Annotated in this window: 26 protein-coding genes; 17 read left to right on the top strand and 9 right to left on the bottom strand. The window is 36.1% G+C overall.

The genetic code is table 11. The annotated features are described in order from the left end of the window. The first annotated feature begins 10 nt into the window (after positions 1 to 10). Positions 11 to 520 (top strand): YwhD family protein, encoded by a 510-nt coding sequence (locus RCJ96_RS20315; RefSeq protein ID WP_000136688.1) that lies wholly within the window; start codon positions 11 to 13, stop codon positions 518 to 520. Positions 521 to 649: 129 nt separating this feature from the next. Here the strand turns inward: RCJ96_RS20315 and RCJ96_RS20310 are convergent, their stop codons facing one another. Then, the gene (locus tag RCJ96_RS20310; RefSeq protein ID WP_416503997.1) at positions 650 to 2,701 is read right to left on the bottom strand and encodes a transglycosylase domain-containing protein; all 2,052 of its coding nucleotides are present in this window, start codon (positions 2,699 to 2,701) and stop codon (positions 650 to 652) included. 99 nt (positions 2,702 to 2,800) lie between these two features. After that, complete coding sequence (locus RCJ96_RS20305; RefSeq protein ID WP_242304440.1) at positions 2,801 to 3,526, bottom strand: glycerophosphodiester phosphodiesterase; 726 nt, start codon at positions 3,524 to 3,526, stop codon at positions 2,801 to 2,803. A 152-nt stretch (positions 3,527 to 3,678) separates the two neighbouring features. Between RCJ96_RS20305 and RCJ96_RS20300 the strand changes: the two genes are divergently transcribed. The 4 genes from RCJ96_RS20300 to speB all read left to right on the top strand — a co-directional run bounded on the left by RCJ96_RS20300 (position 3,679) and on the right by speB (position 7,359). Next, positions 3,679 to 4,086, top strand: a complete 408-nt coding sequence (locus RCJ96_RS20300; RefSeq protein ID WP_000276568.1) for a MerR family transcriptional regulator — start codon at positions 3,679 to 3,681, stop codon at positions 4,084 to 4,086. A gap of 5 nt (positions 4,087 to 4,091) precedes the next feature. Beyond that, positions 4,092 to 5,255 (top strand): MFS transporter, encoded by a 1,164-nt coding sequence (locus tag RCJ96_RS20295; RefSeq protein WP_446699837.1) that lies wholly within the window; start codon positions 4,092 to 4,094, stop codon positions 5,253 to 5,255. Positions 5,256 to 5,441: 186 nt separating this feature from the next. Beyond that, positions 5,442 to 6,269, top strand: a complete 828-nt coding sequence (speE, locus tag RCJ96_RS20290; protein WP_000424696.1) for a polyamine aminopropyltransferase — start codon at positions 5,442 to 5,444, stop codon at positions 6,267 to 6,269. A 217-nt stretch (positions 6,270 to 6,486) separates the two neighbouring features. Beyond that, on the top strand, positions 6,487 to 7,359 hold the full coding sequence (speB, locus tag RCJ96_RS20285; RefSeq protein ID WP_001209831.1) for an agmatinase: 873 nt from the start codon (positions 6,487 to 6,489) through the stop codon (positions 7,357 to 7,359). A 237-nt stretch (positions 7,360 to 7,596) separates the two neighbouring features. Here the strand turns inward: speB and RCJ96_RS20280 are convergent, their stop codons facing one another. Further along, a complete protein-coding gene (locus tag RCJ96_RS20280) occupies positions 7,597 to 8,634 on the bottom strand; it encodes a PTS sugar transporter subunit IIC (RefSeq protein WP_000996317.1) in 1,038 nt (345 codons plus the stop codon). A gap of 234 nt (positions 8,635 to 8,868) precedes the next feature. Here RCJ96_RS20280 and RCJ96_RS20275 point away from each other — a divergent pair, with 234 nt between their 5' ends. Further along, complete coding sequence (locus RCJ96_RS20275; protein WP_000779936.1) at positions 8,869 to 9,231, top strand: YxeA family protein; 363 nt, start codon at positions 8,869 to 8,871, stop codon at positions 9,229 to 9,231. 25 nt (positions 9,232 to 9,256) lie between these two features. Here RCJ96_RS20275 and RCJ96_RS20270 read toward each other — a convergent pair whose 3' ends face one another. Further along, positions 9,257 to 10,243 (bottom strand): S66 family peptidase, encoded by a 987-nt coding sequence (locus RCJ96_RS20270; protein WP_074608059.1) that lies wholly within the window; start codon positions 10,241 to 10,243, stop codon positions 9,257 to 9,259. 202 nt (positions 10,244 to 10,445) lie between these two features. On the opposite strand from RCJ96_RS20270, the gene RCJ96_RS20265 reads away from it, so the two are divergent. The 5 genes from RCJ96_RS20265 to RCJ96_RS20245 all read left to right on the top strand — a co-directional run bounded on the left by RCJ96_RS20265 (position 10,446) and on the right by RCJ96_RS20245 (position 14,432). Further along, positions 10,446 to 10,883, top strand: a complete 438-nt coding sequence (locus RCJ96_RS20265) for a DUF1934 domain-containing protein (RefSeq protein ID WP_000414867.1) — start codon at positions 10,446 to 10,448, stop codon at positions 10,881 to 10,883. Next, positions 10,883 to 12,553 carry an arginine--tRNA ligase gene (gene argS, locus RCJ96_RS20260; protein ID WP_001086449.1) on the top strand — a complete coding sequence of 557 codons (1,671 nt, stop codon included), beginning with the start codon at positions 10,883 to 10,885 and terminating at the stop codon, positions 12,551 to 12,553. Before RCJ96_RS20265 ends, argS begins: the two co-directional genes overlap by 1 nt. A gap of 395 nt (positions 12,554 to 12,948) precedes the next feature. Next, positions 12,949 to 13,476, top strand: coding sequence for an RNA polymerase sigma factor (locus tag RCJ96_RS20255; protein ID WP_017561701.1), 528 nt, complete (start codon positions 12,949 to 12,951; stop codon positions 13,474 to 13,476). Then, positions 13,463 to 13,777: an anti-sigma factor gene (locus RCJ96_RS20250; protein WP_076869406.1), complete on the top strand. Its 315-nt coding sequence runs from the start codon at positions 13,463 to 13,465 to the stop codon at positions 13,775 to 13,777. The genes RCJ96_RS20255 and RCJ96_RS20250 overlap by 14 nt, the downstream gene beginning before the upstream one ends. Next, complete coding sequence (locus RCJ96_RS20245; RefSeq protein ID WP_416503998.1) at positions 13,761 to 14,432, top strand: anti-sigma factor; 672 nt, start codon at positions 13,761 to 13,763, stop codon at positions 14,430 to 14,432. Before RCJ96_RS20250 ends, RCJ96_RS20245 begins: the two co-directional genes overlap by 17 nt. Positions 14,433 to 14,457: 25 nt before the next feature. Here RCJ96_RS20245 and RCJ96_RS20240 read toward each other — a convergent pair whose 3' ends face one another. From RCJ96_RS20240 to map, 3 genes are all read right to left on the bottom strand, one after another. Further along, on the bottom strand, positions 14,458 to 14,832 hold the full coding sequence (locus RCJ96_RS20240; RefSeq protein WP_242304432.1) for a hypothetical protein: 375 nt from the start codon (positions 14,830 to 14,832) through the stop codon (positions 14,458 to 14,460). 148 nt (positions 14,833 to 14,980) lie between these two features. Next, the gene (locus RCJ96_RS20235; protein WP_076869408.1) at positions 14,981 to 16,381 is read right to left on the bottom strand and encodes a M28 family metallopeptidase; all 1,401 of its coding nucleotides are present in this window, start codon (positions 16,379 to 16,381) and stop codon (positions 14,981 to 14,983) included. Positions 16,382 to 17,249: 868 nt separating this feature from the next. After that, the gene (gene map, locus RCJ96_RS20230; protein ID WP_002096176.1) at positions 17,250 to 18,044 is read right to left on the bottom strand and encodes a type I methionyl aminopeptidase; all 795 of its coding nucleotides are present in this window, start codon (positions 18,042 to 18,044) and stop codon (positions 17,250 to 17,252) included. 158 nt (positions 18,045 to 18,202) lie between these two features. Between map and RCJ96_RS20225 the strand changes: the two genes are divergently transcribed. From RCJ96_RS20225 to RCJ96_RS20210, 4 genes are read left to right on the top strand one after another with little or no spacing between them, the layout of a single operon-like run. Continuing rightward, the gene (locus RCJ96_RS20225) at positions 18,203 to 19,105 is read left to right on the top strand and encodes an ABC transporter ATP-binding protein (protein WP_416503999.1); all 903 of its coding nucleotides are present in this window, start codon (positions 18,203 to 18,205) and stop codon (positions 19,103 to 19,105) included. Then, positions 19,102 to 19,836 (top strand): ABC transporter permease, encoded by a 735-nt coding sequence (locus RCJ96_RS20220; RefSeq protein ID WP_416504000.1) that lies wholly within the window; start codon positions 19,102 to 19,104, stop codon positions 19,834 to 19,836. The genes RCJ96_RS20225 and RCJ96_RS20220 overlap by 4 nt, the downstream gene beginning before the upstream one ends. Next, positions 19,837 to 20,967, top strand: a complete 1,131-nt coding sequence (locus tag RCJ96_RS20215) for a sensor histidine kinase (protein ID WP_074608075.1) — start codon at positions 19,837 to 19,839, stop codon at positions 20,965 to 20,967. Next, entirely contained in the window at positions 20,964 to 21,566 is a 603-nt protein-coding gene (locus tag RCJ96_RS20210; protein ID WP_000619249.1) for a response regulator transcription factor, read from the top strand. Before RCJ96_RS20215 ends, RCJ96_RS20210 begins: the two co-directional genes overlap by 4 nt. A gap of 12 nt (positions 21,567 to 21,578) precedes the next feature. Here RCJ96_RS20210 and RCJ96_RS20205 read toward each other — a convergent pair whose 3' ends face one another. Beyond that, the gene (locus RCJ96_RS20205; protein WP_074608131.1) at positions 21,579 to 21,902 is read right to left on the bottom strand and encodes a bacillolysin; all 324 of its coding nucleotides are present in this window, start codon (positions 21,900 to 21,902) and stop codon (positions 21,579 to 21,581) included. Positions 21,903 to 22,317: 415 nt separating this feature from the next. Here RCJ96_RS20205 and plcR point away from each other — a divergent pair, with 415 nt between their 5' ends. Together plcR and papR are read left to right on the top strand one after the other, a co-directional pair. Beyond that, positions 22,318 to 23,175, top strand: coding sequence for a transcriptional regulator PlcR (plcR, locus tag RCJ96_RS20200; RefSeq protein ID WP_074608077.1), 858 nt, complete (start codon positions 22,318 to 22,320; stop codon positions 23,173 to 23,175). A gap of 88 nt (positions 23,176 to 23,263) precedes the next feature. After that, a complete protein-coding gene (gene papR, locus RCJ96_RS20195; RefSeq protein WP_000734741.1) occupies positions 23,264 to 23,410 on the top strand; it encodes a quorum-sensing peptide PapR in 147 nt (48 codons plus the stop codon). An 18-nt stretch (positions 23,411 to 23,428) separates the two neighbouring features. Here the strand turns inward: papR and RCJ96_RS20190 are convergent, their stop codons facing one another. Next, entirely contained in the window at positions 23,429 to 26,107 is a 2,679-nt protein-coding gene (locus RCJ96_RS20190) for a DUF4084 domain-containing protein (protein ID WP_074608079.1), read from the bottom strand. Between the last annotated feature and the right edge of the window lie 121 nt (positions 26,108 to 26,228).

The raw sequence follows: 26,228 nt of genomic DNA, 5'->3' as shown, positions 1-26,228 counted from the left end.
GAATTTACATATGACAGAGAAAAAGAAAAAAATCGGTTTTAATATCGTGAAAAATGATTCAACAGATGGACATGGTGGTTTTGGCGTTGGGGCATTAAGTCTAGAAAACATTTCACCTGTATTTGTCGATGTACTAGAGAAAACAGCATTTGTTGATATCGGTGCGATGCATGCACGTAGTACAGTAGAAAAAGGTATTAAGTTTTTAACAAATAAAGATGAAGTTCCAAACGGAAAACCATACTGGCTTGTATGGGTAACGATTGAAAGAACAGCAACAGGTGCGTATTACGCAGGTGTAACAGCTTGTGAAATGACAGTTGACCGTGAAATTCGCCGCGGATATAAGTCACTTCCAGAGCACGTAAACAAAATGGATAAATCATTGAAGCGTCACATTATGGTTGAACATATGGACGAATCATCTAAAAAAGTACTTGGTACATTCTTAAAAGAACATAATGAAGCGATTTGGAACGAGTCTAGCGAAGAATTGCGCCGTGCTTTATTAAGTGAATAAAAGAAAAGGATGTCTCACTAGTCAACAATCGACTAGTGAGACATCCTTTTTATTTTGGCTTGTTGTATGAAAATATATCAACGATTCGACTAGGAGGCTATTCCACGTTCAGTGAAATAGCTTGATATTCTACCAAGGAAGATATTTCTTCCACCAACTTGTTTTTTTCTTTTCTTCAGTTGTCTTTTCAAATTCCTCTTTATCATCAACGTGATCCATACAATATTCAGTTGGTTCTGTGCCTTTTGCAAAATACATTTTCACTGAAATTGGACAATTTTTTGTAGCGATTTTCCCGTTTTCAGGGTTAATATCGACTGCAACGACGTCACTTGGTTGTTTAAACTCTTTTTTAGGTTGTCCATCTAAGCCTTTCTCCATCGTATCAGTCCATATTCTTTTCGCATAGCCTTGTTCTGCTACGTTTGAAATTGATTTAGGTTGATCATATCCAACCCATACGCCAGTTACGAGTTGCGGGGTAAACCCAATCATCCAACTATCTGTTTCAGTAGAACCAGATTTTCCGGCATAGGTTCTTGATAGTTTAGATAACATTGATTGACCAGTTACAGCAGCATAACTGCTTAGTTTTTTATTAAACATGCCTGTCATCATTTCTTCCATCACAAATGCTTTGCTCTTATCAAGAACTTGTTTACTCTCCAAATGAGCATCGTATAAAATATTTCCTTCATGATCCATAATGCGGCGAATGAAAATAGGTTTTACTTCTTTTCCCCCGTTTGCGAACATGCTATAAGCGTTAACCATTTCAATTGGTTTTACAGGAGATGTACCGAGCGCGAGGGAAGGGACATCTTTTAATGCACTTTTAATGCCGAATTGCTTCGCCGTTTTTGTAAGAATGTCTTCGCCTAAAAATAAATTGGTCTTCACGGCATATACGTTATCAGAGACCGCAAGAGCTTGCGCCATTGTTACAAAATCGTCTGCATAATAGTCTTTATAGTTTTTCGGTTTATACTTTGAAACACCGTCACCTAAAGTGAACACGGTGTATTCGCTTTTTAAGCGCGTAGCAGGGGTGAATCCTCGTTCTAATGCCGCATAATATAGAAATGGCTTAAATGTAGATCCAGGCTGGCGAGCGGCCTGTGTAGCCCTGTTAAATTGACTTGTATTATAATCAGTTCCACCAACAAGGGCAGCTACTTCACCTGTTTTTGGATTCATAGAGACGAGCGCAGTTTGTATGTTTGTCGTGTCAGGTATGTGGTCTTTTACAGCTTGTTCTGCAACCGATTGTAATTTCGGGTCTAGCGTTGTATAAATACGCAAGCCGCCTTTTTGTAACGCTTGCTCATCTAATCCGATATCACGAAGAAGAGAAGCTTGTACAGCATCTTGGAAATAAGGTGCAACCTCTGCCACCTTTTTCGTATCTAATGAGGCGAAGGTTAGTGGCTCCTTCTTCGCTGAAGCTGCTTGTTTCTTCGTAATATAGCCTTGTTCTACCATTTCATCTAATATAAGAGATTGTCGTTCTTTCGCACGATCTTTTTTTAAAAAGGGAGAGTAGACACTAGGTCCTTTTGGTATACCCGCGAGCATACTAGCTTCCGCTAATGTTAATTCTTTTGCTGTTTTATCAAAATATAGACGGGACGCAGCTTCGATTCCATAAGCACCATGCCCGTAATAAATTGTATTTAAATATCCTTCTAAAATATGATTTTTATTATAATTCACTTCAAGACGGATTGTGTACATTGCTTCTAATAGTTTACGTTTCCACGTTTTATCATGATCTAAGTATAGGTTACGGGCATACTGTTGTGTAATCGTACTAGCGCCTTGGACTTTTGCCATCGCTTTTAAATCAGCAACAATGGCACCAGCGATACGCTTCATATCAAAGCCATGATGTTTGTAGAATCTTTGATCTTCGATAGAAAGTGTTGCCTCTTTTACGTAAGGAGAAATTTCCTTGAGAGATACATTGTATCGTTTTTGTACCTCATTACTTTGTCCTATAACAGTGTCATCGTTAGCATAAAAGACACTTGTTTGCGGGACAGCGACAGGAGGAGGTCCCATAATTTTTGCAACTATAATAATAACAAAAAAGGAAAAAACGAAAAAAAGAACAGAAGAAAACATTACGGTGAAGAAAAGACGTTTATATTTTTTAAGTTTTGGATTCATAGTTTGATCCATCTTTTTCAGCCCCTCATTCATACAAACATTATTGTATTAGTATTGAGGGTTTTCGATTATTTTAAACAATGAAATTTTGAAAATAAAGAGCTCCTTCAATTAAGAAAGGAGCTCAAATGCACGTGCTGGCCAATCGGTAATAATGACATCCACGCCATAATCAATCATAGTTTGCAAATCTTTGTATTCGTTAATTGTGTAAGGGCGGAAAACGTACCCTTGTTTTTGCGCGAGTTGAACAAATTCCTTTGTTAGTAGTTGAAAGTTTGGGTGTAAACCAGTTGCATCTCTAGTTTTTGCTTCAGCGATAGGATCAGCAAGTGGTGTATCATATAAAATTGCTCTTGGGATTTCAGGAGCAATTTCTGCTAATAATGAAACAGAGTCGTGATTAAATGAAGAGAATACAATTTGATTAGAAAGATGATATTCTCGAACGAGAGCAACAACTTTTTCTTCAATGTTTGGATAGTGAATGACATCTGTCTTTAACTCAATGTTGAGCTGTAACTTTGTTGTAGATAACCAAATGAATACTTCGCGTAACGTTGGGATTTTTGCTTCATGGAAAGAAGGATCTTTATGGCTGCCGGCATCTAAAGTTTGTAACTCTTCTACCGTTTTTTCAGAGACAAGACCTACATCATTCGTTGTACGATCGACTGTTTCATCGTGAATTACGACAAGTTCACCATCTTTTGATAGGTGGACATCAAGTTCAATGCCATGGGCGCCGATGCGTTCAGCTTCTTGGAAGGCAATCATCGTATTTTCTGGATGTGTTCCTTTTACGCCGCGATGAGCGAAAATAAGTGGATTACTCATGTGAAATTCTCCTTATCATTTCTTTTCTTTCATTATGAAACTGCTTTTGAAAAAATACAATTTAATATGACAAACATTTACAAAAGTCTAACAGTTGCACAAAAGTTAACGTTAACGTAAAATGTAATAATCGAGTGAAGGGAGGAATAAACATGTATAAGATTGATGAAGTTACAAAGCAAGTTGGTTTAACAAAACGTACACTTCGTTATTATGAGGAAATTGGTTTAATTCATCCCCCAGAACGTAGTGAGGGGAACATTCGCCTGTATACAGACGAAGATATCGCTAGAATTAAAAGAATTGTGGAAGCGAAAGAAGTGTTAGGGATTACGCTTCAAGAAATGCAACATTTTTTATCGTTAAAAGAAAGAATGGAGCAAAGAAGAAATAGTGAGAATCCCCGTGATCGTGAAGTGATTCAAGAAATTAAAGAGATGCTTGAAAAACAAGTGCAAACGCTAGACGAGAAAATGGAGCAAATGCAGCGTGTAAAGGGAGAACTTGAAGACAGCTTACATCGTGCAGTGACATTTTTAGAGAATACAAAAGGAGAGTAATCAAAATGGAGAGCAAACAAAAACTAGGGAGATTGATTACAGTGTTGGCTACTTTCCTTGCCTTTTCAGGTATAGGGGTAGTCGATCCAATTTTGCCAATTATTGCTGAAAAGATTGGTGCATCGCATTGGCAAGTAGAGATGTTATTTACAGCATATATTTTAACGATGGCAATTATGATGTTACCAGCTGGAATATTTGCATCGAGATTTGGTGATAAACGAATGATGACAATCGGTCTTGCGATCGTGACTGTATTTGCGTTTATATGCGGTATATCGCAAACGATTGCTCAGTTATCTCTTTTCCGCGCTGGATGGGGATTAGGGAATGCGATGTTCTTCGCAACGGCGATGACTTTATTGATTGCATTAAGTAAAGAAGTTCATGAAGCAGTAGGGTTATATGAAGCAGCTATCGGTTTAGGAATGGCAGGTGGACCATTATTAGGTGGGATATTAGGTGGACATTCTTGGCGTTACCCATTTTTTGCGACGAGTATTTTAATTTTCTTAGCATTTATTTTAGTTTTCTTCTTTGTGAAAGAACCAGAGCGAAAAGTGAAGCGTAAAGCGGCAGGCGTAGGAGAATTACTTAACCTGGTGAAGTATAAGCCGTTTATGCAAGGCGCCATTTCAGGAATGTTATACTACTACGGATTTTTCGTTGTGTTAGCATATTCACCACTTATTATGCATTTATCTGCTATTCAATTAGGTTTTGTATTTTGTGGATGGGGACTCGCGTTAGCTTACGGTTCTGCAATTTTAGCACATAAGCTAGAAGGGAAATATGAGCCGAAAACATTGTTGAAAGGCAGTTTACTCGTATTTGCGCTGTTCTTAATTGCACCATTCTTCGTGAAAATTATGTGGTTACAAATTGTATTAATTGTTCTATCAGGATTAGCATCAGGATTAAATAATGCATTATTTACAAGTTATGTAATGGATATTTCACCTTATGAAAGATCTGTTACATCTGGTGTTTATAACTTCGTTCGTTGGTTAGGTGGCGCAATTGCTCCGATTTTATCAGGAATTATCGGTCATACTGTTTCACCACAAAGTCCGTTTTTAGTAGGTGGAATCGTGGTGTTAGTTGGTTGTATTATGATCCTAATTCCAATTCGTAAACCAGTAGAAATAGAGACAAAAGCCCTTTCTTAAGAAAGGGTTTTCTTTCCTTTTACGGTGCAAACCCTTCCTGCACATATGTTAGAACCCTCTGACTAAAATATATTTTCGGTATTTTTGTACTTTTAACTATACATTTTGGATGTTTTGTTTTATTTTTGTTAGGGGACATTAATGATGTCCCTATTATAAATTTGCATTGAAAGGCGTGATTGTACGATGGAACTATGGTTCACTGAAAAACAAACAAAACATTTTGGGATTACGGCGCGTATTAACCGCACATTACATACGGAGCAAACAGAATTCCAAAAACTTGATATGGTCGAAACGGAAGAGTTCGGAAACATGCTTATTTTAGATGGCATGGTTATGACAACAGAAAAAGATGAGTTCGTTTATCATGAAATGGTAGCGCACGTACCTTTATTTACACATCCAAACCCTGAAAACGTATTAGTTGTAGGTGGCGGCGATGGCGGTGTTATTCGTGAAGTGTTAAAACACCCAAGCGTAAAGAAAGCAACTCTTGTTGAAATCGATGGAAAAGTAATTGAGTACTCTAAACAGTACTTACCATCAATTGCAGGTGCATTAGATAATGAGCGTGTAGAAGTAAAAGTAGGAGACGGTTTCCTACATATCGCAGAAAGCGAAAATGAATATGACGTAATTATGGTAGATTCTACTGAGCCAGTAGGACCAGCAGTAAACCTATTTACAAAAGGCTTCTACGCTGGAATTTCAAAAGCGTTAAAAGAAGATGGTATTTTCGTTGCACAAACGGACAACCCTTGGTTTACGCCAGAACTAATTACAACTGTGTTTAAAGATGTAAAAGAGATTTTCCCAATTACTCGTTTATACACAGCGAACATTCCAACTTACCCAAGCGGTCTTTGGACGTTCACAATCGGATCTAAAAAACATGATCCATTAGAAGTAAGTGAAGAGCGTTTCCACGAAATCGAAACGAAATACTACACAAAAGAATTACACAATGCAGCATTCGCATTACCGAAATTTGTTGGCGATTTAATTAAGTAAGAGAATCGCACGGAACAAATAAAGTGTAAATAGCTCATTTAAGGTGTTTGTCCAGAAGACTTGAACATGCTAGCTATTTACACTTCTGTAAAGAAAATTGTCTTCTTTGTATGAAATAGAAGACCCGGTAAATCGAGAAAGAGGAGCAATTCGCTCCAAATTTGAGAAATAATGAAAGGTTGGGATACCTTAAGTTCCACATAAGGAGGAAAAGAATATGCGTTTTGATGAAGCTTATTCAGGTAAAGTATTTATTAAAAGTCATCCAAGTTTTGAAGAGTCGAAGGTAGTTATTTATGGGATGCCTATGGATTGGACAGTAAGTTACCGTCCGGGATCTCGTTTTGGCCCTGCACGTATTCGTGAAGTATCAATCGGTCTTGAAGAATATAGTCCGTATTTAGATCGTGAACTAGAAGAGGTAAAATATTTTGATGCGGGTGATATTCCATTACCATTCGGAAACGCACAGCGCAGCTTAGACATGATTGAAGAATATGTATCAAAACTTTTAGATGCCGATAAGTTTCCACTAGGTCTCGGCGGTGAGCACTTAGTGTCTTGGCCAATTTTTAAGGCAATGGCAAAAAAATATCCGGATTTAGCAATCATCCATATGGATGCTCATACTGATTTACGTGAATCGTATGAAGGGGAGCCTTTATCCCACTCTACACCAATTCGTAAAGTGTGTGATTTAATTGGTCCGGAAAACGTATATTCTTTCGGAATTCGTTCTGGAATGAAGGAAGAATTTGAATGGGCGAAAGAAGTAGGTATGAACTTATATAAATTTGACGTATTAGAACCGTTAAAAGAAGTATTACCGAAACTTGCAGGACGCCCAGTCTATGTCACAATCGACATTGATGTATTAGACCCAGCTCACGCTCCAGGAACAGGAACGTTAGAAGCTGGTGGTATCACATCTAAAGAATTATTAGATTCCATCGTAGCAATTGCAAATTCAAATATAAATGTAGTTGGAGCAGACTTAGTAGAAGTAGCTCCTGTCTACGACCATAGTGATCAAACACCAGTCGCAGCAAGCAAATTCGTGCGGGAAATGCTGCTCGGTTGGGTGAAATAAAAGCGGAATCCGCTGTAGCTGGATAAAATAAGAGCCCTCTATATGATTAGGGGCTCTTATTTTGTCGTTATGTGTCGGTAAGTCGATATGTCTTGTCGAATCGTCGATATAATGAAAAAATCGTTGATATATTTTGAGTTGTGATCGATATATTTGAAAAATCGTCGATATAATTTCATTTACCATTACGTAACATTAAAAAGAGCTATTCCAAAACAACGGGAATAGCTCTTTTTCTTATGCAACCTTCTCTTCCGAAGTAATGCCGCGAATGTCATCAGCAGAGCGAATTGGATATTTACGGAACACAATTGATCCGATGTATCCAACAATCGTGGTAACGATTCCACATAATATAGCAGCAATTGTTACTTTTACAACGTCATTAAATCCGAATAAAACAAGAAGTCCTGGGATTGGTGATGCTGTTCCTGGTGCATTATTAACGAGCTGGAACAGAGATGTAATAATACCAGCAAGTGCACCGCCAACGAAGTTTGTCGCATAAATTGGAATTGGATTTGCTGAAACAACATCGGCTTGTGTTAAAGGCTCGATTGCTACAGCGATTGTGTCTTTCTTTGAGCAAATTTTTAGTCGCTTAAAGAAAATAAAGTTCATTGGAGCTGAGGCTGCTACAGCAAGACTACCAATTGCCATTGGTAAACCTGTTAATCCAAGCATTGCAGTGAGTGCCATAGAACTCAGTGGAGAGGTAGAAATAACTGTTATTAATCCACCAAGCATAATACCCATAATGATAGGACTTTCTGTAGTTGCAACTGAAATCATAGAACCGATTTTACCGAGCGTTGCGTTCACGAGCGGATCCATAAGCATTGCCATTCCGCGTGAGATTGGTGCAGCGATAAATAAAATTGCTAAAAACTCTACACCAGCCGGTAATTTCTTTTCGAGAAATTTCACGACGAAGGCACAAACGTATCCAGCGAAAAATCCTGGTAAAATACCAAATCCACTAGTAGCGATACCGATTAAAACAGCATATACGGGTGAAACACCGATTGCTAATGCGACTAAAATCGCTGCTGCGACACCGCTCATACTACCGGAAGCTTCTCCTACTGATTGTAGAAAGTCATTATGAAACATTTCTCCACCGATATAACGGTGAAATGCTTCAATAAGAAAACTTGCGATTGCTGCATTAGCTAAAGCACCCATTGCTTTCATGCCGTAAGGAGCACGGTAACTAAAAAGTGTAAATAGACAAAGTACAACAAGTAATAGTGCTAAACCTTGCAAGATAGCCATTTGAAAACTGTCTCCTTTGATTTTTGTAATAAAAATTTGTATCATTCAATAATAATATAAAAGTTCATGAAACGGAAAAATTTTTTATTGAGAAATTGCCATAAGGTGAAGATGCCTTACAATAATGTAAGGAAAGTGTAAGGTGTTTAGATAGAGTATAGTATGTCATTTTTCGTATAATACAAGTACAGATATATGACTAGGGAAAAAGAAGTGCAAACAGGAGGCTCATATATGAAATTGGTAATTAAAGTTTTAGTTGTATTCGCCATCATTCTAGGTGGAACAGCGTATTATTTGAACACAAAAACAGAAGGTGTACATGCTTTTGTAGACAACTTCTTTTCAAATAAAGAAATACAAGATTATTATGCGGTTATAGATAAAGGTGAGAAAAAAGACGGAGAATACTTGTATACTTTTAAAGGGTATACAGAAGATGGAAAGTTACAGGTTATTAAAAGAATGATGAACCGTGAATTGCATACGGGTGCTTTTATAAAAATTTATGCAAAAGGTATGCAAGGAAAAGGATGGGCTGAAATCCCGAAAGAATCAATTCCGCAAAAAGCGTTGGAAAAAATAGAAAAACGATAAAAGGAGCGACTCATGCGCTCCTTTTTTAGTGCGTTAAAATCGTGATAGATGTTTTTTCTTTGTTAGAAATGATTGTTGCACGTCCGCCAATTGGGAAAGTAAAAATCGGGGTTGTATGACCGAAACTTGCGTTTGCAATGATAGGGATATGTGCAAGCTCAGGCTTTGAAGCAATCATTTCTTGCATGTCTCCTATCGTACATTCTGCACCTTTTTGCATCTTTCCTATAACGATGCCTTTTACATGTTCAAAATCTTGCTGCTGCATAAGAGAATGTAAATATCGATCAAAAGTTTTAAGAGTAGCTCCCCCAGTTAAACTATCCTCTTCAAGAAATAAAATTTTATCCTTTAAGTTTGGCATATATGGTGTACCTTGCAGTAAGTTCAATGTGCTCATATTACCACCGATAATATCTCCCGTAGCTTCTCCTTCGTGAATCGAAACGTACCCTTCATTTTTAATAAATTCTCGATTTTCTTGATCTATATACCAAGAATCATCGCTCCATGTTTCAGATGGCAGGACTTCAATAGTCTCATTAGAGGTTAAGCATTTTAAAAAGTAATCGGTTGTATACTCGAGCCCTTTCTCCATTCCAAATGAAGAGAAATGGGGGCCTGAATATGTAACAAGTCCTGTTTTAGTGTAAATTGCATTATTTAGTGCAGTGATATCCGAATAGCCACAGAAAAATTTCGGGTTTTCTCGAATTAAATCGTAATCGAGATGTTTTAATAAGCCATTAGAATTGTATCCGCCAAGTGTCGTCAAAATGGCTTTTACATTCGGGTCTCTAAATGCTTCGTGAAGGTCTTGAACGCGTGAAGAAATAGAAGAGGAAGCAAATCTGTCTATCTCATCAGCATATGTTGAAAATGTAACGTGAAAGCCCATTTCGGTTAACTTTTTTACAGCAAGCTTCCTGTTCTCAGTTGAGACAATACTTAAACTACAAGATGGTGAAATCACTCTAATTTCATCACCTTTTTTCAATTTTGTTGGTAGCACTTCATTCACCTCTTCAAAAGAAAGAATATTTAGATTTAAGAAATATTTTATCATATGAAATAAAGTGAAAGTGAATTATGTTTTGAAATGGAGTTTTCCTGATTTTTCAGCAGACAGACAGAGGTTTTTTTTGATATGATAGGAAAAGTGATTTATTATAAGTAGTATTTAATATCTATAACATTTGAAAGGTGTGCAAGACGTGGAGAAACAACTTGCAGGCTTGCCGGTACACGTTCATTTCGTAACGGAAATCCGTGAAGGGGCGAGGAAGGAAACCGTTGCTTTTGAAGCAAATGGTCAATACTATGTAAAAGGTCAAGGTACATATGTAACATTCCAAGAGCCGAACGAACAAGGCGAAGTGAAAACAATTATTAAAATTCAAGATGAACAAGTTCTCATTATGCGTTCAGGTGCTGTTTCTATGCGTCAAACGCATGTGAAAGGTGAATGGACAACTGGTACGTACACGAGTGAACTTGGTACGTTTGCATTGCAAACAAAGACTGATAACGTTCTTTTTAAATGGTCGGATGAAAAGAAAAAAGGACAACTCTTCTTAACGTACGCATTGCTTCTAAGTGAACAAGAAGCTGGCAGATATACAATTACGATTAATTTGAAGGAGGCAAAATAATGAATTCTTTAGAACAAGTAAAAGGATTAATTAAAGAAGAAATTCAAGCTGCTGTATTAAAGGCAGAATTAGCGACAGAAGAACAGATTCCAAATGTAGTATTAGAATCTCCAAAAGATAAAACAAATGGTGACTTCTCTACAAATATGGCAATGCAACTTGCACGCGTTGCGAAAAAAGCACCTCGTATGATTGCAGAAGAATTAGTTGCAAACTTCGATAAAGCAAAAGCTTCTATTGAAAAGATTGAAATCGCAGGTCCTGGTTTCATTAACTTCTACATGGATAATAGCTACTTAACAGACTTAATCCCAACGATCGTTAATGCTGGTGAAGCTTACGGTGAAACGAATACTGGTAAAGGTGAAAAAGTACAAGTTGAGTTCGTATCTGCGAATCCAACAGGTGACCTTCACTTAGGACATGCACGTGGTGCAGCAGTAGGTGACACGTTATGTAACTTATTAGCAAAAGCAGGATATGATGTATCTCGTGAGTACTACATTAATGATGCTGGTAACCAAATCCATAACTTAGCTCTTTCTGTTGAAGCTCGTTACATGCAAGCTTTAGGCTTAGAGAAAGAAATGCCAGAAGACGGATACCATGGTGCAGACATCATTGCAATTGGTAAACGTTTAGCAGAAGAGTTTGGCGATCGTTATGCGAAAGCTGATGAAAAAGAAAGCTATGAATTCTACCGTGAGTACGGTTTAAAATATGAGTTAGCAAAACTTCAAAAAGACTTAGAAAGTTTCCGTGTTAAATTTGATGTATGGTTCTCAGAAACATCATTATACAAAAACGGAAAAATCGATCAAGCTCTTGCGGTATTAAAAGAGCGTGACGAGATCTTTGAAGAAGATGGAGCAACTTGGTTCCGCTCAATGACTTACGGCGATGATAAAAACCGTGTATTAATTAAAAACGACGGTTCTTACACGTACTTAACGCCAGATATCGCGTATCACCGTGATAAATTAGAGCGTGGTTTCGATAAGTTAATCAACATTTGGGGTGCTGACCACCACGGTTACATTCCACGTATGAAAGCTGCTATTCAAGCGCTAGGTTACGATAAAGAAACACTTGAAGTAGAAATCATCCAAATGGTACAACTGTATCAAAATGGTGAAAAAATGAAAATGAGTAAGCGTACAGGTAAAGCAGTTACACTTCGTGAGCTTATGGAAGAAGTAGGTGTGGACGCAATGCGTTATTTCTTCGCAATGCGTAGCGGTGATTCTCATTTAGACTTCGATATGGACTTAGCTGTATCAAAATCTAACGAAAACCCAGTATACTATGCGCAATACGCTCACGCTCGCGTATGCAGTATCCTTCGTCAAGGTGAAGAATTAGGATTAGCTACAGGCGGAGACGTGAACTACAAACTTGTTACTTCTGAGAAAGAAGTAGAGTTACTGAAAAAACTTGGTGAATTCCCAGCAGTAGTTGCGGATGCAGCACAAAAACGTTTACCACACCGTATTACAAACTATGCATTTGAATTAGCAGCAACATTACACAGCTTCTACAATGCAGAAAAAGTATTAAACCAAGATAACTTAGAATTAAGTAAAGCTCGCTACGAGTTAATGAAAGCAGTACGCACTACACTTCAAAACGCATTAGCAATCGTAGGAGTATCTGCACCAGAAAAAATGTAATTAAGAAAAGCGGAGCCGACTGTTTAGTCCCGAAGGCTAAGGTTCTTTCCCACAGAAGATGCATTTTATCTTCTCGTGGGGAAGGTTCTTAGACGGAAGGGGCTAGGAGGCAGAGCTAGACATAAAGAAAAGCGGAAGCGGCTCGTTCAGAATAGGAGGGGGATGGAGCTCCTGACAGAGAGGCGTACTTTGCCTCGGAGGAAGGCGCGAAGCCACCGAGTATTCTAGCCGCTGAAGCTGGACAATAGAGAAAAGCGGAGCCGATTTTCGCTTTCAGTAAAAGGCAATCACACGATGTTGTGATTGCCTTTTTGTATGGAGATAATAAAAAAATAAAATTTTATCAAACAAAAGGAGAATTTGCGTCGTCTTATATAAATGACAGGAGGTTTCCGATGGAAGAAAAGGTAGAAGAATTAATTGATATATATAAGCAGCAAATATATTCCTTATGCTATAAATTAGCGAAGACGAAAGAAGACGCGGAAGATATTTTTCAAGAGACGTGGATAAAAGTTTTTTCATCGCGGCACCAACTTTCTTACGTGGAGAATTATAAAAAGTGGATTACTACAATTTGTGTTCGTACATTTTATGATTTTTATCGCAAAAAGAAAAGATGGAAAGATCGTGTATTGGATTTATTTCATAAAGAAGATGGTGGAGAAATAGAGTTTGCAGATGATGTGAATATATCAGAAGAATTCATTCAAAAAGTCGAAGCAGAAATGATAAGAGAAGTTATACAGTTATTAAACGAAAAATATAAAACAGTGCTCGTACTCTACTATTATGAACAATATTCTTACAAAGAAATGAGTGAAATATTAAATATACCAATTGGTACGGTGAAATACCGTCTTAATTATGCAAAGAAGCAAATGCGAGAACATTTGGAGGGGTTCGTTCATGAAGGAAGATAAATTTGATCAAAAGATAAAAAGTAGTTTAGGGGGAGAGATGATTCCTAGCGAAGAGCTAATAAATAATACGAAGCAGGGCATGCGAGATGCTCGGAATTTAGAGAAGAGATGGATGATTTGTATTCACGCCATTTGGATTGTTTTATTAACAGTTGTTATAGAACAATTTGTTACTCATTTGGATCATAAAATTTCTATGTTGATAGCCATTGTGATTATGATGCACGTATACATCCCGATATATGTTGTAATACAGTCATTTTTAAAGAAGGAGTATAAATTACATGAAAGAGTTCGCTAATCCGTTTGTAATATTTGAAGTAGCTGGAGTGACAATGTTTTTAGCTTTTATAGCACTTTTAATATGTGTTGCATCATGGGTATATACAGATGCGAAAGCACATCAAATGAGTAAAGGGTGGAGTGTTTTAGCGATTATATTGCCATTCTTTATTGGATTTTTATTATATATGGTAAGAAGAAGTAAAAAGAAAGTTGAAGGAGAATATAAGATGAATGTTGTTAAAAAACAGAAGGTAACATTAGTTGCGATATTGGCAAGTACAATGTTTGTATTACTTAGTGGTTTTACTTTTGCACAAACGTTAGATGATGCGTGGAGAGTAGGAGATATATATTTAGAAAATGAGAAGCAAGGGAAAACAAGTTACGAGGCAAAATTTTCATTATGGGATATTGCTGGGAAGGACATTGAATTTGAGTATGCAAAAGATACAGAAGTAACATTTTCTTATGAGACAGATGCAAAACGTGGGAATTTATGCTTTAGCTTGTATGAAAGGAAAGGAGAAGGGATAAGGGAGCTAAAAGAAATCTGTGAATCAAAAAAAGGTACTTTTAAAGCTACATTGAAAGCGAATGAAAAGTATGTATTTAGTATAAGTGGTTTAATGGTGAAAGATGGTTTTGTAAAAGTGAATTGGGAAACAAAATAAAGGCCCTTGGGAAGGGCCCTTTATTTTATCGGATTGTATACGTAACCGAAAAGCTAACAGGACTATAGTAAACATAAGGTGCATGAAATTGAACGTACATATTCCCATCTGTTTTTGCAGTGAAAATTCGGCCGTAGCCATCAGAATAACGTCCAATAAGATTATGATTTGAGTCATAAACACTGTAACTAGGAGTTTTGCTGTTAGGTTGAATTGTTAGTTCTTGTCCCTTTTGAAGGAAAATAGGTTCTTGCTCAGAACTACTTCCAGTTTGCAAAGAATAAAATTTTGTAAAGCTTTGTTCTTGAGTTGCAGCAGCAGCCTTTGTTTCAGGAATAAACGTGGTAGCACCAGTAATTCCTGCTAAAGTTAATGCACCGGCTAAAATCATTTTTTTCATAGTAGAAAAGCCTCCTTAATTGTTGTAATCATTTTTGTTACAGTTAATATTGTATACGATAATGAGTAGGAGAAAATATGCTTTTATGCATATATATTTTTTCTCAATAAAAGACCACTGATTTTTATCAGTGGTCTTTTACAAATGATTAAGCAGCTTTCTGTTCTGTTTGCGTAACAGGTTTTTGAAGAGTGTTATAAACACCAGTTCCGATTACTTCTAGTGCCATTTTCATACGTTCAGGTGAAATGTTCTCAAATACGTTATCTTGAGGTGTGTGATATACCTTCTCGATATGATAGATTAATGGATTCCAGCTATCGACACCCATCCAAATAAATAGAGCGGCAGGAATGCCAACTTCAGCAAATGGTACGTGATCACTAGAGCCGAATTTTCCTTGCAGTACAAGTTCATTATTTAACTGTTTACCTGCTTGCAAGGCTGCATCTGTTACAAGGTTTGGAGAACCGTTAGGCGTCATAGCATATAAATTCTTTGCTTTATCGTAATTTGTTGCAACCATGTCTGCGTTAAAGACACCTAAAATCCGGTCACGTTCTTTTTGGGATAAACTATTAACGTAATAATCGGAGCCAAGTAAGCCAGTCTCTTCAGAACCGAAAGCAATAAAACGAATTTCTTTATCAGTTTCTACATTTTGAAAAGCACGAGCTAATTCTAATACTAATCCTGTACCAGAAGCATTATCATTTGCTCCAGGTGCTCCAACGACACTATCGTAGTGTGAACTTACAACGACAGCTTTTTCATTACCTGTACTGTTTTTTGGTTTCTTTTTAGCGATGACGTTTAATGATGTTAAATTAGATTCATGTCTCGCTTTTAGGGAAAGAATTGTTGTTCCTTTTTTAGCGATTTCTTCTTTAAATGCATTTCCTTGCGCATAAGCAAGACCGAAGACAGGGATAGATTGCTTTTTCGTTAGGCGGGGATTGAAAGTTTGTCCGTAGTTTCCACGTCCACCAATTAAACTGTATAAAAGAACACCTTTTGCACCTTTGCTAACGGCATTTTCAACTTGTTTATTATAGTCAGCTACTGTTGTTCCTCTTTCGAATAGAACAATTTTTCCGTTTACTTCATTTGGGATATCCTCTAATTTTGTCCCACCTTGAACAAAGATAAGAGGAGCTGTAACAGCCTCTGTAGAAATTAGTGCGTTAGGGGCAGCACCAGCTTGCCAATTACGCTTTGTGGATAATGGTGATTCAATAAATCCAACGTATTGATCCGGCACTTGGAATGGTTGATATTCTACTTCATAGCCCATTGATTTAAGCTGCATACCAACATAGCGAGAAGCCCATTCCTCTGATTTTGTTCCACCGGGGCGAGGGCCAATTGTTTCGGATAAGAAACGGATGTGTTCGATAGCGCGGCTTGCATCAACTTGTTTTGTAATAGATGAAGTCTGCTTGATTTCTGACGTGGAATCAGCTTTAGCTTGTCCAATCGGAGCTAAGCTAACAGCGAGTGATACAGCAAGCAAAGAGCTTACTATTTTTTGTTTCAAAGATTTTTTCATTTTTTTCTCTCCTATTCTTCTATTCTCTCTGACTGACAAAAGAAGACGGATAACGACTTCATTTTACCTTTATATTTTTTAATTTTCAATATTCTGACATTGAGAAATAAAAAACATATGCATATTTGCATATGTTTGATGGAGATATGTATGCTATCATCTTAAATGAAGGTTCGCTTTCTACTTGGAAAGCTCCTACATTGCATGAATCTAGTGTACCCAAACTTTAGATTATGTAGAGAAAAGAATCCACTGTAGGGTTTCTTTTCTCATGTTTGAATCATGTGATGATAAATATGTTTCCGCATTTCATAATTATCATCAGTGATATATGTAAGGCATCCATATGAAAATACGAGGCTGTTCAAAGGTTTTCCGTACTTTTGGACAGCCTCACCCCGTTAAAAGGACGATACTGTATGTATCGTCCTTTTTGTATAAAAAAACATCCAATCAAGTAAGAATATGATTGGATGTGAAAAGAATTGTTATAAAGGTAAGTTTTACGATACATGCTAACCAAAATAATGTATCCGATTGTAAATGTTATTTCTTTTATATTGAGGTAGTAATAAATTGTAGATTGAATTTGGCCAGGATGAAGAGAATATGTACTGTTTAAAAGAGTATACAATTTTGTAGATTAAAGCGAAAATAGCTCTTTTCATATAGATAGAGCGCCACTACTTTAATCGATGCTATTATATAAAAAAAGAAGGTACTCCCTTAATTATCCTCTATGGAAGATAATCATCAATAACCTTCGTTAAAAAGTATATACGTAAATGACAATGAGTTCAACCGTATTGCTTCCTTTCAAAAAAGTATGTAAAAAAGAACCGCTTCCTACTAAGAAGCGGTTCTTTTTTTATATTTCTGTTAAGATTATCGGTTCGCCGCGAGTTACGACAACTGTATGTTCACATTGTGCAACAAGGCTTTTATCAGGGGTAACGAATGTCCAACCATCATCGCCACGTTCGATAATGTGATCAGCTTTCATAGAAATAAATGGTTCTACAGCGATAACAAGACCGTCTTTTAGAAGCGCATTATCCATTGGGTCAAAGTAACTTAAAATATGGTTTGGTGCTTCATGTAAGCTAAGACCAATACCGTGACCAGTTAAGTTTTGAATAACATTGTATCCATTTTTATGTGCAAAGTTTGAAACGGCACGACCAATTTGGTTTTGTTTTGAACCAGCTTTCACCTTTTTCATTGCTGCCCAAAAGGCATCAACAGCTGCTTGGCAAAGCTTTTCTTTTGCTTCATCTTCTCCAAGTACAAATGAAATACCTGTATCTGCATAATAACCATCAAGTGCTGCAGATACGTCGACATTTACAAGGTCGCCTTCTTTTAATACACGATCACCTGGAATACCGTGAGCAACTTCTTCGTTTACACTGATGCAAGTTACGCCAGGGAAATCATATTCTTTTTCAGGTGCAGAAATAGCACCATGCTCATCTAATACTTTTTTACCGATCAAATCAAGCTCTTTCGTTGTCATGCCTGGCTTCGCTTCTTTTTTCATTTCTTCACGTGCAAGCGCAACGATGCGGCCGATTTTTCGTAAGCCTTCTAAATCTTGTTCATTACGAATAATCATGAAAACCACTGTCCTTCCTCGAATATATATCTTACCCGATTGTATCATGTTTATTTTCGTCCTGCTACTCGCTTGCAGTATGGCGGATTGATTCCTCTCATAAAGAATACATGACAATTGTCATATCGATGTCATGACGCATCATACTGTTTCCTAAGTTTTCCAAGGAATACAATGTAAATATAAGAAACAGCGGGGGTGGAGAGATGGAAAAGATTATTGAAGTAAATAGTGTTTCTAAAACATTTAAACATATAAAAGCAGTAAATAACGTTTCATTTCATGTGAATAAAGGAGAAATCGTAGCATTGCTTGGACCGAATGGTGCAGGGAAAACGACGACGATGTCGATGATGCTTGGATTAAAGGATCCGACGGAAGGAACGGTTTCTATATTCGGAAAGAGTCCAAAGCATAGAGATGTTCGTAATAGACTCGGCGCGATGTTACAAGAAGTAAGTGTCATTGATAGCATTACAGTGGAAGAGGCAATTGAGTTATTCCGTAGTTATTATACGAATCCGGTAGCGAAAGAAACGTTGCTACAGTTATCGAATTTAAAATCGGAACGAAAGCAAAGATGTGAGAAATTATCAGGAGGTCAAAAGAGAAGGTTAAATTTTGCACTCGCACTTGCAGGAAATCCAGATTTGCTATTTTTAGATGAACCGACGGTTGGAATGGATATTACGTCTCGAAGAACGTTTTGGGAAACGATTCGAAAGTTAGCAAGTGAAGGGAAAACAATTATTTTAACGACGCACTATTTAGAAGAAGCGGATGCATTGGCGAATCGTATTTTATTGTTTGCAAATGGAAAGATTATCGCAGATGGTACACCAGATGAGATGAAAGCGACGATTTCACGAAAAACAATTACATTTTATTCGAAGGAAAGTATTCCTGCAAAATTATTAAAAGAGTTACCAAGCGTAACAGAAGTACAATCAAACGGAGGTCACTTCACTTTAATAACTGAAGATACGGATGCAACCTTAAAAGCAATTTATGAAAAGAACTTACCTGTAACAAATATTTTAGTTGAACGTGGAAGTCTTGATGAAGCATTTGAACAGTTTGTCGCAAATCAGAAGGGGGAAATCGCATGAAAGCTTTATGGATGCAATGCAAAATAGAAATTTTACGTACGTTCCGCAATAAATTATTTATCTTTTTCTCATTATTAATGCCAGTTATGTTTTACTACATTTTCACTAATGTTATTCAAGTACCACAAAACGGTGATGCATGGAAAGCACATTATTTAATCTCAATGGCGACGTTTAGTATTGTAGGGACAGCACTTTTTAGTTTCGGTGTAAGAATTTCTCAGGAAAAAGGTCAAGGGTGGACATATTTGTTAAAAATTACACCACTTCCAGAGGGTGCGTATATAACAGCAAAGATCATCGCTCAAACAGTAGTAAATGCTTTTTCAATCTTAGTTATCTTTATTGCAGGGATATTAATTAATCATGTGGAGTTAACGGTAGGGCAGTGGATTGGTGCTGGATTATGGTTATTGTTAGGGGTAACACCATTTTTAGCACTTGGAACAGTAATAGGTTCTATTAAGAAGGCGGATGCAGCAGCGGGTTTAGCGAATATTTTAAATATGAGTTTAGCTGTAATTGGCGGTCTATGGATGCCAATCGAAGTATTCCCGAAAATATTAAGATCTATCGGTGAATGGACACCAACATATCACTTCGGAAGTGGTGCATGGGATATTGTAGCTGGAAAATCAATTGGTTGGGAAAATATCGCGGTACTAGGAGGTTATTTCCTTATATTTGTTGTAATATCAATATATATAAGAAAAAGACAGGAAGCGGTATAAATGATAGAGAAGAAGAGGATTGAGATTTTTCCGAAACATATGGGTTTCTTTCCGTATATGTTTCTCGTGTATTTATTATTTCCGATTTACCATTTAGCACAAGTGTCAGGATGGAAGTTTGTGCTAGGGAGCGGTATGTTGATACTTTTTATTATCACATACCGTCAACTTTATTTCGTTCAGAAGACGTTTGTTTTGTGGGCATGTATACAGATGGTGCTCATCTATTTATTTGCTTTATTTTATAATCCCTTCATGATATTCTTTGGCTTTTTTACGGCAAGTGCGATGGGATTTGCACCAAGTAAGAAAGCATTTCGGGTATTACTATGTTTGTTAGGTGTTATGCTTGGAGCATTTGTATTTGTAAATATGGATCAAATAACACCGACAAGTTTAATAAATATCGTCCCGATGTTTATTTTAATGCTACTTACACCATTTGGTATGCGCAACTTTAATCAGAAAAAGATGTTAAGAAATCAATTAAATGAAGCAAATGAGCAAATTAAAGACTTAGTAAAACGTGAAGAACGGCAGCGGATTGCAAGAGATCTTCATGATACGCTCGGGCATACACTATCTCTTATTACGTTAAAAAGTCAGCTCGTGGAGAAGTTAATTGTGAAAAATCCAGAACGCGCAAGTGTGGAAGCGAAAGAAATTACACAAACATCTCGTACCGCTTTAAAGCAGCTAAGAGAATTAATTTCTGATATGCGTATGATTACAGTAGAAGAAGAGCTTGAGCAAATAAAAGCAATCTTACAAGCTGCTAATATTGAATTAGAGATCAAACAAGAAACGAGTGCAAGTTCGCTATCACCCATTGAACAAAATATTTTAGGAATGTGTTTACGTGAAGCTGTTACGAATGTTGTAAAGCATAGTAAGGCAACGCATTGCACAGTTTCTTTACTAGAATCACAAGGTGAATTGATTTTGACAGTAAAAGATAACGGAATCGGTTTAGCGGATCAAAATCACGACGGGAATGGTATTCGTGGTATGAAGGAGCGAATTGCTCTTATTGATGGATTTGTTGAACTGGGTACGATTAATCCAGGAACACTATTAACAGTAAAAGTTCCAGTTGTTATTAGAACAGGAAAAGATGAGGTGAAGGCATGATTCGAATTATTATTGCAGAAGATCAGCGAATGCTTCGTGGTGCGTTAGGAGCCCTACTTGATCTAGAAGATGATATTGAAGTAATTGGGCAAGCAGCGAACGGGGAAGAGGCACTAAAACTAATTGAATCATTAAAACCCGACATAAGCATTATGGATATTGAAATGCCAATTCAAAGCGGATTAGATGTTGCAGAAACGTTGAAGAAAGAAAAATCGGCATGTAAAGTAATGATTTTAACAACATTTGCGCGCCCTGGATATTTTGAACGAGCGATGAAAGCTGGTGTGCACGGATATTTATTAAAAGATAGCCCAAGCGAGGATTTAGCTGCATCGATTCGCAACGTAATGAAAGGTAAACGAGAGATTTCTCAAGATTTAATGTTCGGCTTATGGCAGGAGCAAAATCCGTTATCAGATCGTGAAAAAGAAGTATTGCTACTTGCGAAAGAGGGAAAGACGGCAAATGAAATCGCCAAGGCACTTTATCTTTCGCCAGGTACAGTACGTAATTATATTTCTGAAGTATTAACGAAGCTTGATGCGAAAAATAGAATTGAGGCAATTACAATTGCGGAAGAAAAGGGATGGATATGAAAAGAAGTTTGCCTATGAATGGTAAACTTCTTTTTTCTTATAAACAAGTATTTCAATAGAGAGTTTCGTCACAGTCGCATCGCTCAGGATTTGAAGTATATCGTGTAATTTAGATTTTACTTCATTTTTCGACAAAAAATTTGTTATAGTAAGATTAGGTTGTTGATCTAAGTTTTGGACAACTTTACCACTAATAGTTGTGATTACTCCATTTTTATCTACTTTTACAATGAGATCTTGGCCATATACTTTATAGTTTTTATATGTTTGTGCAAGGCGAGCTTTGGTTTGATTTTCTTTTGTTGCTTTATTTGTAAGTTGGGAATCTATATTCATTTCAGTTGTCATTCACTTTTGTTGAGCTTCTGCCTCATTTATCTCACCTTTTAAATACTTTTTCAGTATGTTTTTTTCGTATCATTTTGAGGTTGTGTAATTTTTTAAGCGTTAAATTAGGCTAAGTAATTTCAAATTTTACTTCATTTCTGTCTAATTCTTGGGTGTGAATAACTTCTGCTACTGCTAATAAAGGAAAAAGAAGACCGAATGTAACGAAGGCACGGACGAATCTTCTATAATTTATTTATAAAACCACTAATCTATTATTATATGTGAGACGAATTGTATGAAGAATTTGCCGAATTTTATATATATTATGCATTATTTCATGTCAAAAATTGTCGAACTCACATTATTGTAGTGGTATGACAACTTAACAAATTATATTGTTATAATGGGATGGTGAGTAAGTATGCACGCAGAAAAATTAGGAAGTGAAATTAAGAAAATTAGGGTAATGCGGGGATTAACACAAAAACAGTTATCCGAGAACATATGTCATCAATCGGAAGTGAGCCGAATTGAATCAGGCGCAGTATACCCAAGTATGGATATATTGCAAGGTATTGCAGCAAAGTTACAAGTTCCCATTATTCATTTTTATGAGGTACTCATTTATTCAGATATTGAGAGAAAAAAGCAGTTTAAAGATCAAGTCATTACGCTATGTAAGGAAAAAAAATATAAAGAGATTTATAATAGAGTATGGAATGAGCTGAAAAAGGAAGAATATCATCCCGAATTCCAGCAGTTTCTTCAATGGCAATATCATGTAGCAGCTTACATGTTGAAGAAAATTGATTACGAATATTGTATTTTAGAATTGAAAAAATTGTTAAACCAACAACTAGCTGGAATAGATGTATACCAAAACCTCTATATAGAAAATGCAATCGCAAATATTTATGCTGAAAATGGCTATTTTAAGAAGAGTATTGAGTTATTTGAAGGTATATTGAAACAATTAGAGTCATTGCATGATAATGAAGAATTCGACGTGAAGGTAAGATATAATCATGCAAAAGCATTATACTTAGATAATCAATATGAACAAGCCTTATATCAAGTGAATAAGGCGATTGAAATATCTTGCCGAATTAATAGTATGGCATTAATTGGGCAGCTGTACTATCAAAGAGGTGAATGTCTAGAAAGGTTGGAGTATGATGAGGCAGAGATTGAAGATACATATAAGAAAGCAAGTTTCTTTTTTGATATATTAGAAATGCATGCATATAAAGAGGCAATTGTAAATAAAATCAATCAATGAATAACCCTAAAAAATGGATATGCATAATTGCATACGGCATAGATAAATTTTCATGATATATTAAAAGAAAAAATGTGGGTGATGGAATATGAAAAAATTACTTATTGGTAGTTTATTAACGTTAGCAATGGCATGGGGTATTTCATTAACAGATACAGCTTTAGAGAAAAGCCAAGTAATTTCTCATAATGATCAAGAGGTACAATTAGCTTCGGACCTACCTTTTGAATATTAAAAAAAACAACCGTCTTACTTAGACGGTTGTTTTTTTGTGGAGTAACCTCCAAACGTCTTTACTAGAAACGGGCTTGCTAATAAAGAATCCTTGAATGTGGTCACAGTTTTGCTCATATAAAAACTTCCATTGTTCTTCGGTCTCTACACCTTCTGCGATAACTTCTAAATTTAGTTCTTTTGATAGTGTAATAATGGAAGAAATAATCGCTTCCTCTAAAGGACTAGTTGTAATTCCGCAAATAAATTCTCGAGCAATTTTTAATGTATTAATTGGATATTTTGTTAAATAAGCTAAAGAACTATAACCAGTTCCAAAGTCATCAATTGAAATTTGAATACCGAGATTTTGAAGTTGTTCTAGTTTTGCAACTACAGATTGATTTTGGTTAATGGCGATACTTTCTGTAATTTCGATATCTAGTGCTTCTGGTTTTAACTCTGTTTCTTCTAAAACTTTTGAAATAGTTGGGATTAAATCTGCATGATTAAATTGAACTACAGATAAATTCACACCGACTTTTAAGTGAGAGAAACCTTGATTATGCCATCTTTTCGCTTCTAAGCAAGCAGTACGTAAAATCCAATTTCCAAGTTCAATAATGAATCCAGTTTCCTCTGCTAGAGGGATAAATTGGGCTGGGGATACGATACCGAGCTTTGGATGTTTCCAACGAATTAATGCTTCAAAACCAATAACTTGTTTTGTTTTTGTGCTTACTTGTGGCTGGTATTCAAGGAAAAATTCATTTTGTTGTAATGCTTTTGAAAGTTCTCCTTCTAAGAAGTTACTCTCATTTTGAGCGATACTCATTTCTTTTGAGAAGAAAACAAATCGATTTTTTCCATTTGCTTTCGCGCGATACATAGCCATATCAGCATTTTTCATTAATGCTGTTACATCTGTTCCACAATCAGGGTACATTGCAATTCCGATACTTGGCGTAATAGACAGTTCTTCATCTTTAATGAAGAATGGTTTGTTTAAAATGGTTAAAATCTGTTCAGCTATAAAGGCCGCACTTTTTTCTGAGTACATATCTGGTAATAGAATTGTAAACTCATCTCCGCCTTGGCGAGCAACGACATCTTTTGAACGTAGGCAACTGCGTAATCGTTTTGCTACTTCAATTAATAACAAGTCTCCGACGTCATGACCGAGTCTATCGTTAATTTTTTTGAATCGATCTAAATCAAGAAACATGACGGCAACATCATTTGCGCTAGCCTGAGCGGTATTTAAAATGTTTTTTAAATCTTTTTCAAACTTACGGCGATTTGGTAGTCCAGTAAGTGCATCATGAAAGGCTAAATGTTCTACTTGTTTTTGTTTTTCATATAAAGTTGTAATATCACGTGCTATGCCAAACATCCCGACAACTTCCTTGTTTATGAAAGTAGGGATGAGTGTAATGTGAAGGTAATAGTAGTAACCTTCTTTTTCCTTTGTGCGAACTTCTAAAGTTTGTGGTCTACCTTCTTTCGTTAGTTGTAAAGCTTTCTTTAGTAAATCATGGTCTTTTGAGTCAATAAAGTGTAAAAGGGAATAGCTTTCTACTTCACAATAGTAGGCAGTAAATAAGCTTTCGCAAGCTGTATTAGACTGCTGGAAAATACCATACATATTTAAAGAGAAAACAGCATCCGGGTGATCTTCGAATAAAGATTTATAACGTTGTTCACTCTTTGATAACGCAGATGCACCTTCTTCTACTTTATCTTCTAGTTGTGTAGTCAACTGCTCGTATGTATCGATTAGTGCCTGATTATCTTTCCACATATAAAGTTGTCGTAAGAATAATAAGATAAGAGATAATACTAGACCGATCAACATGAACTTATCATCCCAAGGTTGAAAGATAATAAAAGAAAAAGTAATGATTATACTAAAATAAGGTAATATAAAGCGCACATAATCAAACCGATAATATTTTGTTTTCGTTTCATGCTGTATTGGTTTATCTAAAATATATAGTATGGATGACAAACCAATTAATAAAATCGAAGCAGTATGTATTAAGTAAGAGACTTCAGAAGAAGGTTTTATCCCTGCGTTTAATTGAAACAGGTGTATATATCCGTACACGAGTATAATAGTAAAGCCGATAATTAATGAAATTCTGCTAGAAGAATATTCTTCTCTTCTATATAGACTAATTACGGCGTAAATGACTAATGATTGTGCAATAAAATATCCAATTAAAACCCAGGTATCTATTGTTAACATACGAAAGCTTGAAATGTCCAAAATAAAAGTTAAGGTAAAATAAATATTCATAATAACGATAAAGATGCTATCGAATGAAAATTGAGCTAGTCCTCTAATAGAGTAATGTTTTATGAACTTTATAGCAAAGCCAGAAAAGAGCAAAATATATTGTACGATAAAAAAGGGCAATGCCTTATATGAGAATATGACTTGGTCATATATAGAAAGTGAATGAAGAAATAGAGTTATCTCCATTGTCAATCCACATAGGCAAGTGCATAGTACCAAAACCCAAAATAATTTGTCACCGCGCTTCATTTTCTTAATTGCTTTATATAGGCAATAGCAAGAAAAGAGTGTAGCGAAACAAAATAAGAAGAGAATTCCAATTTCTTTTATATTCAAGTTCTTAGGGATAAGAAATATCCAAAGAGAAAATATAATTATGTACATTATGACAAAGTGTACGTATTTTTTTTGATTAATCATATTATGACTCCGTTTCAATAAAGTTGAATCACAGGTGGAAAATGCTAATTCCAATCATAGCATATAAAATAGGGTGTTTTTTACTAAAAAAATTACTTTTTTTGAAAAAAATAGCTCAACA

It is taken from the genome of Bacillus sp. BSL6 (assembly GCF_052928345.1).
The sequence above is the reverse complement of the archived record's forward strand: the minus strand, read 5'-3'. Positions and strand labels throughout refer to the sequence as shown.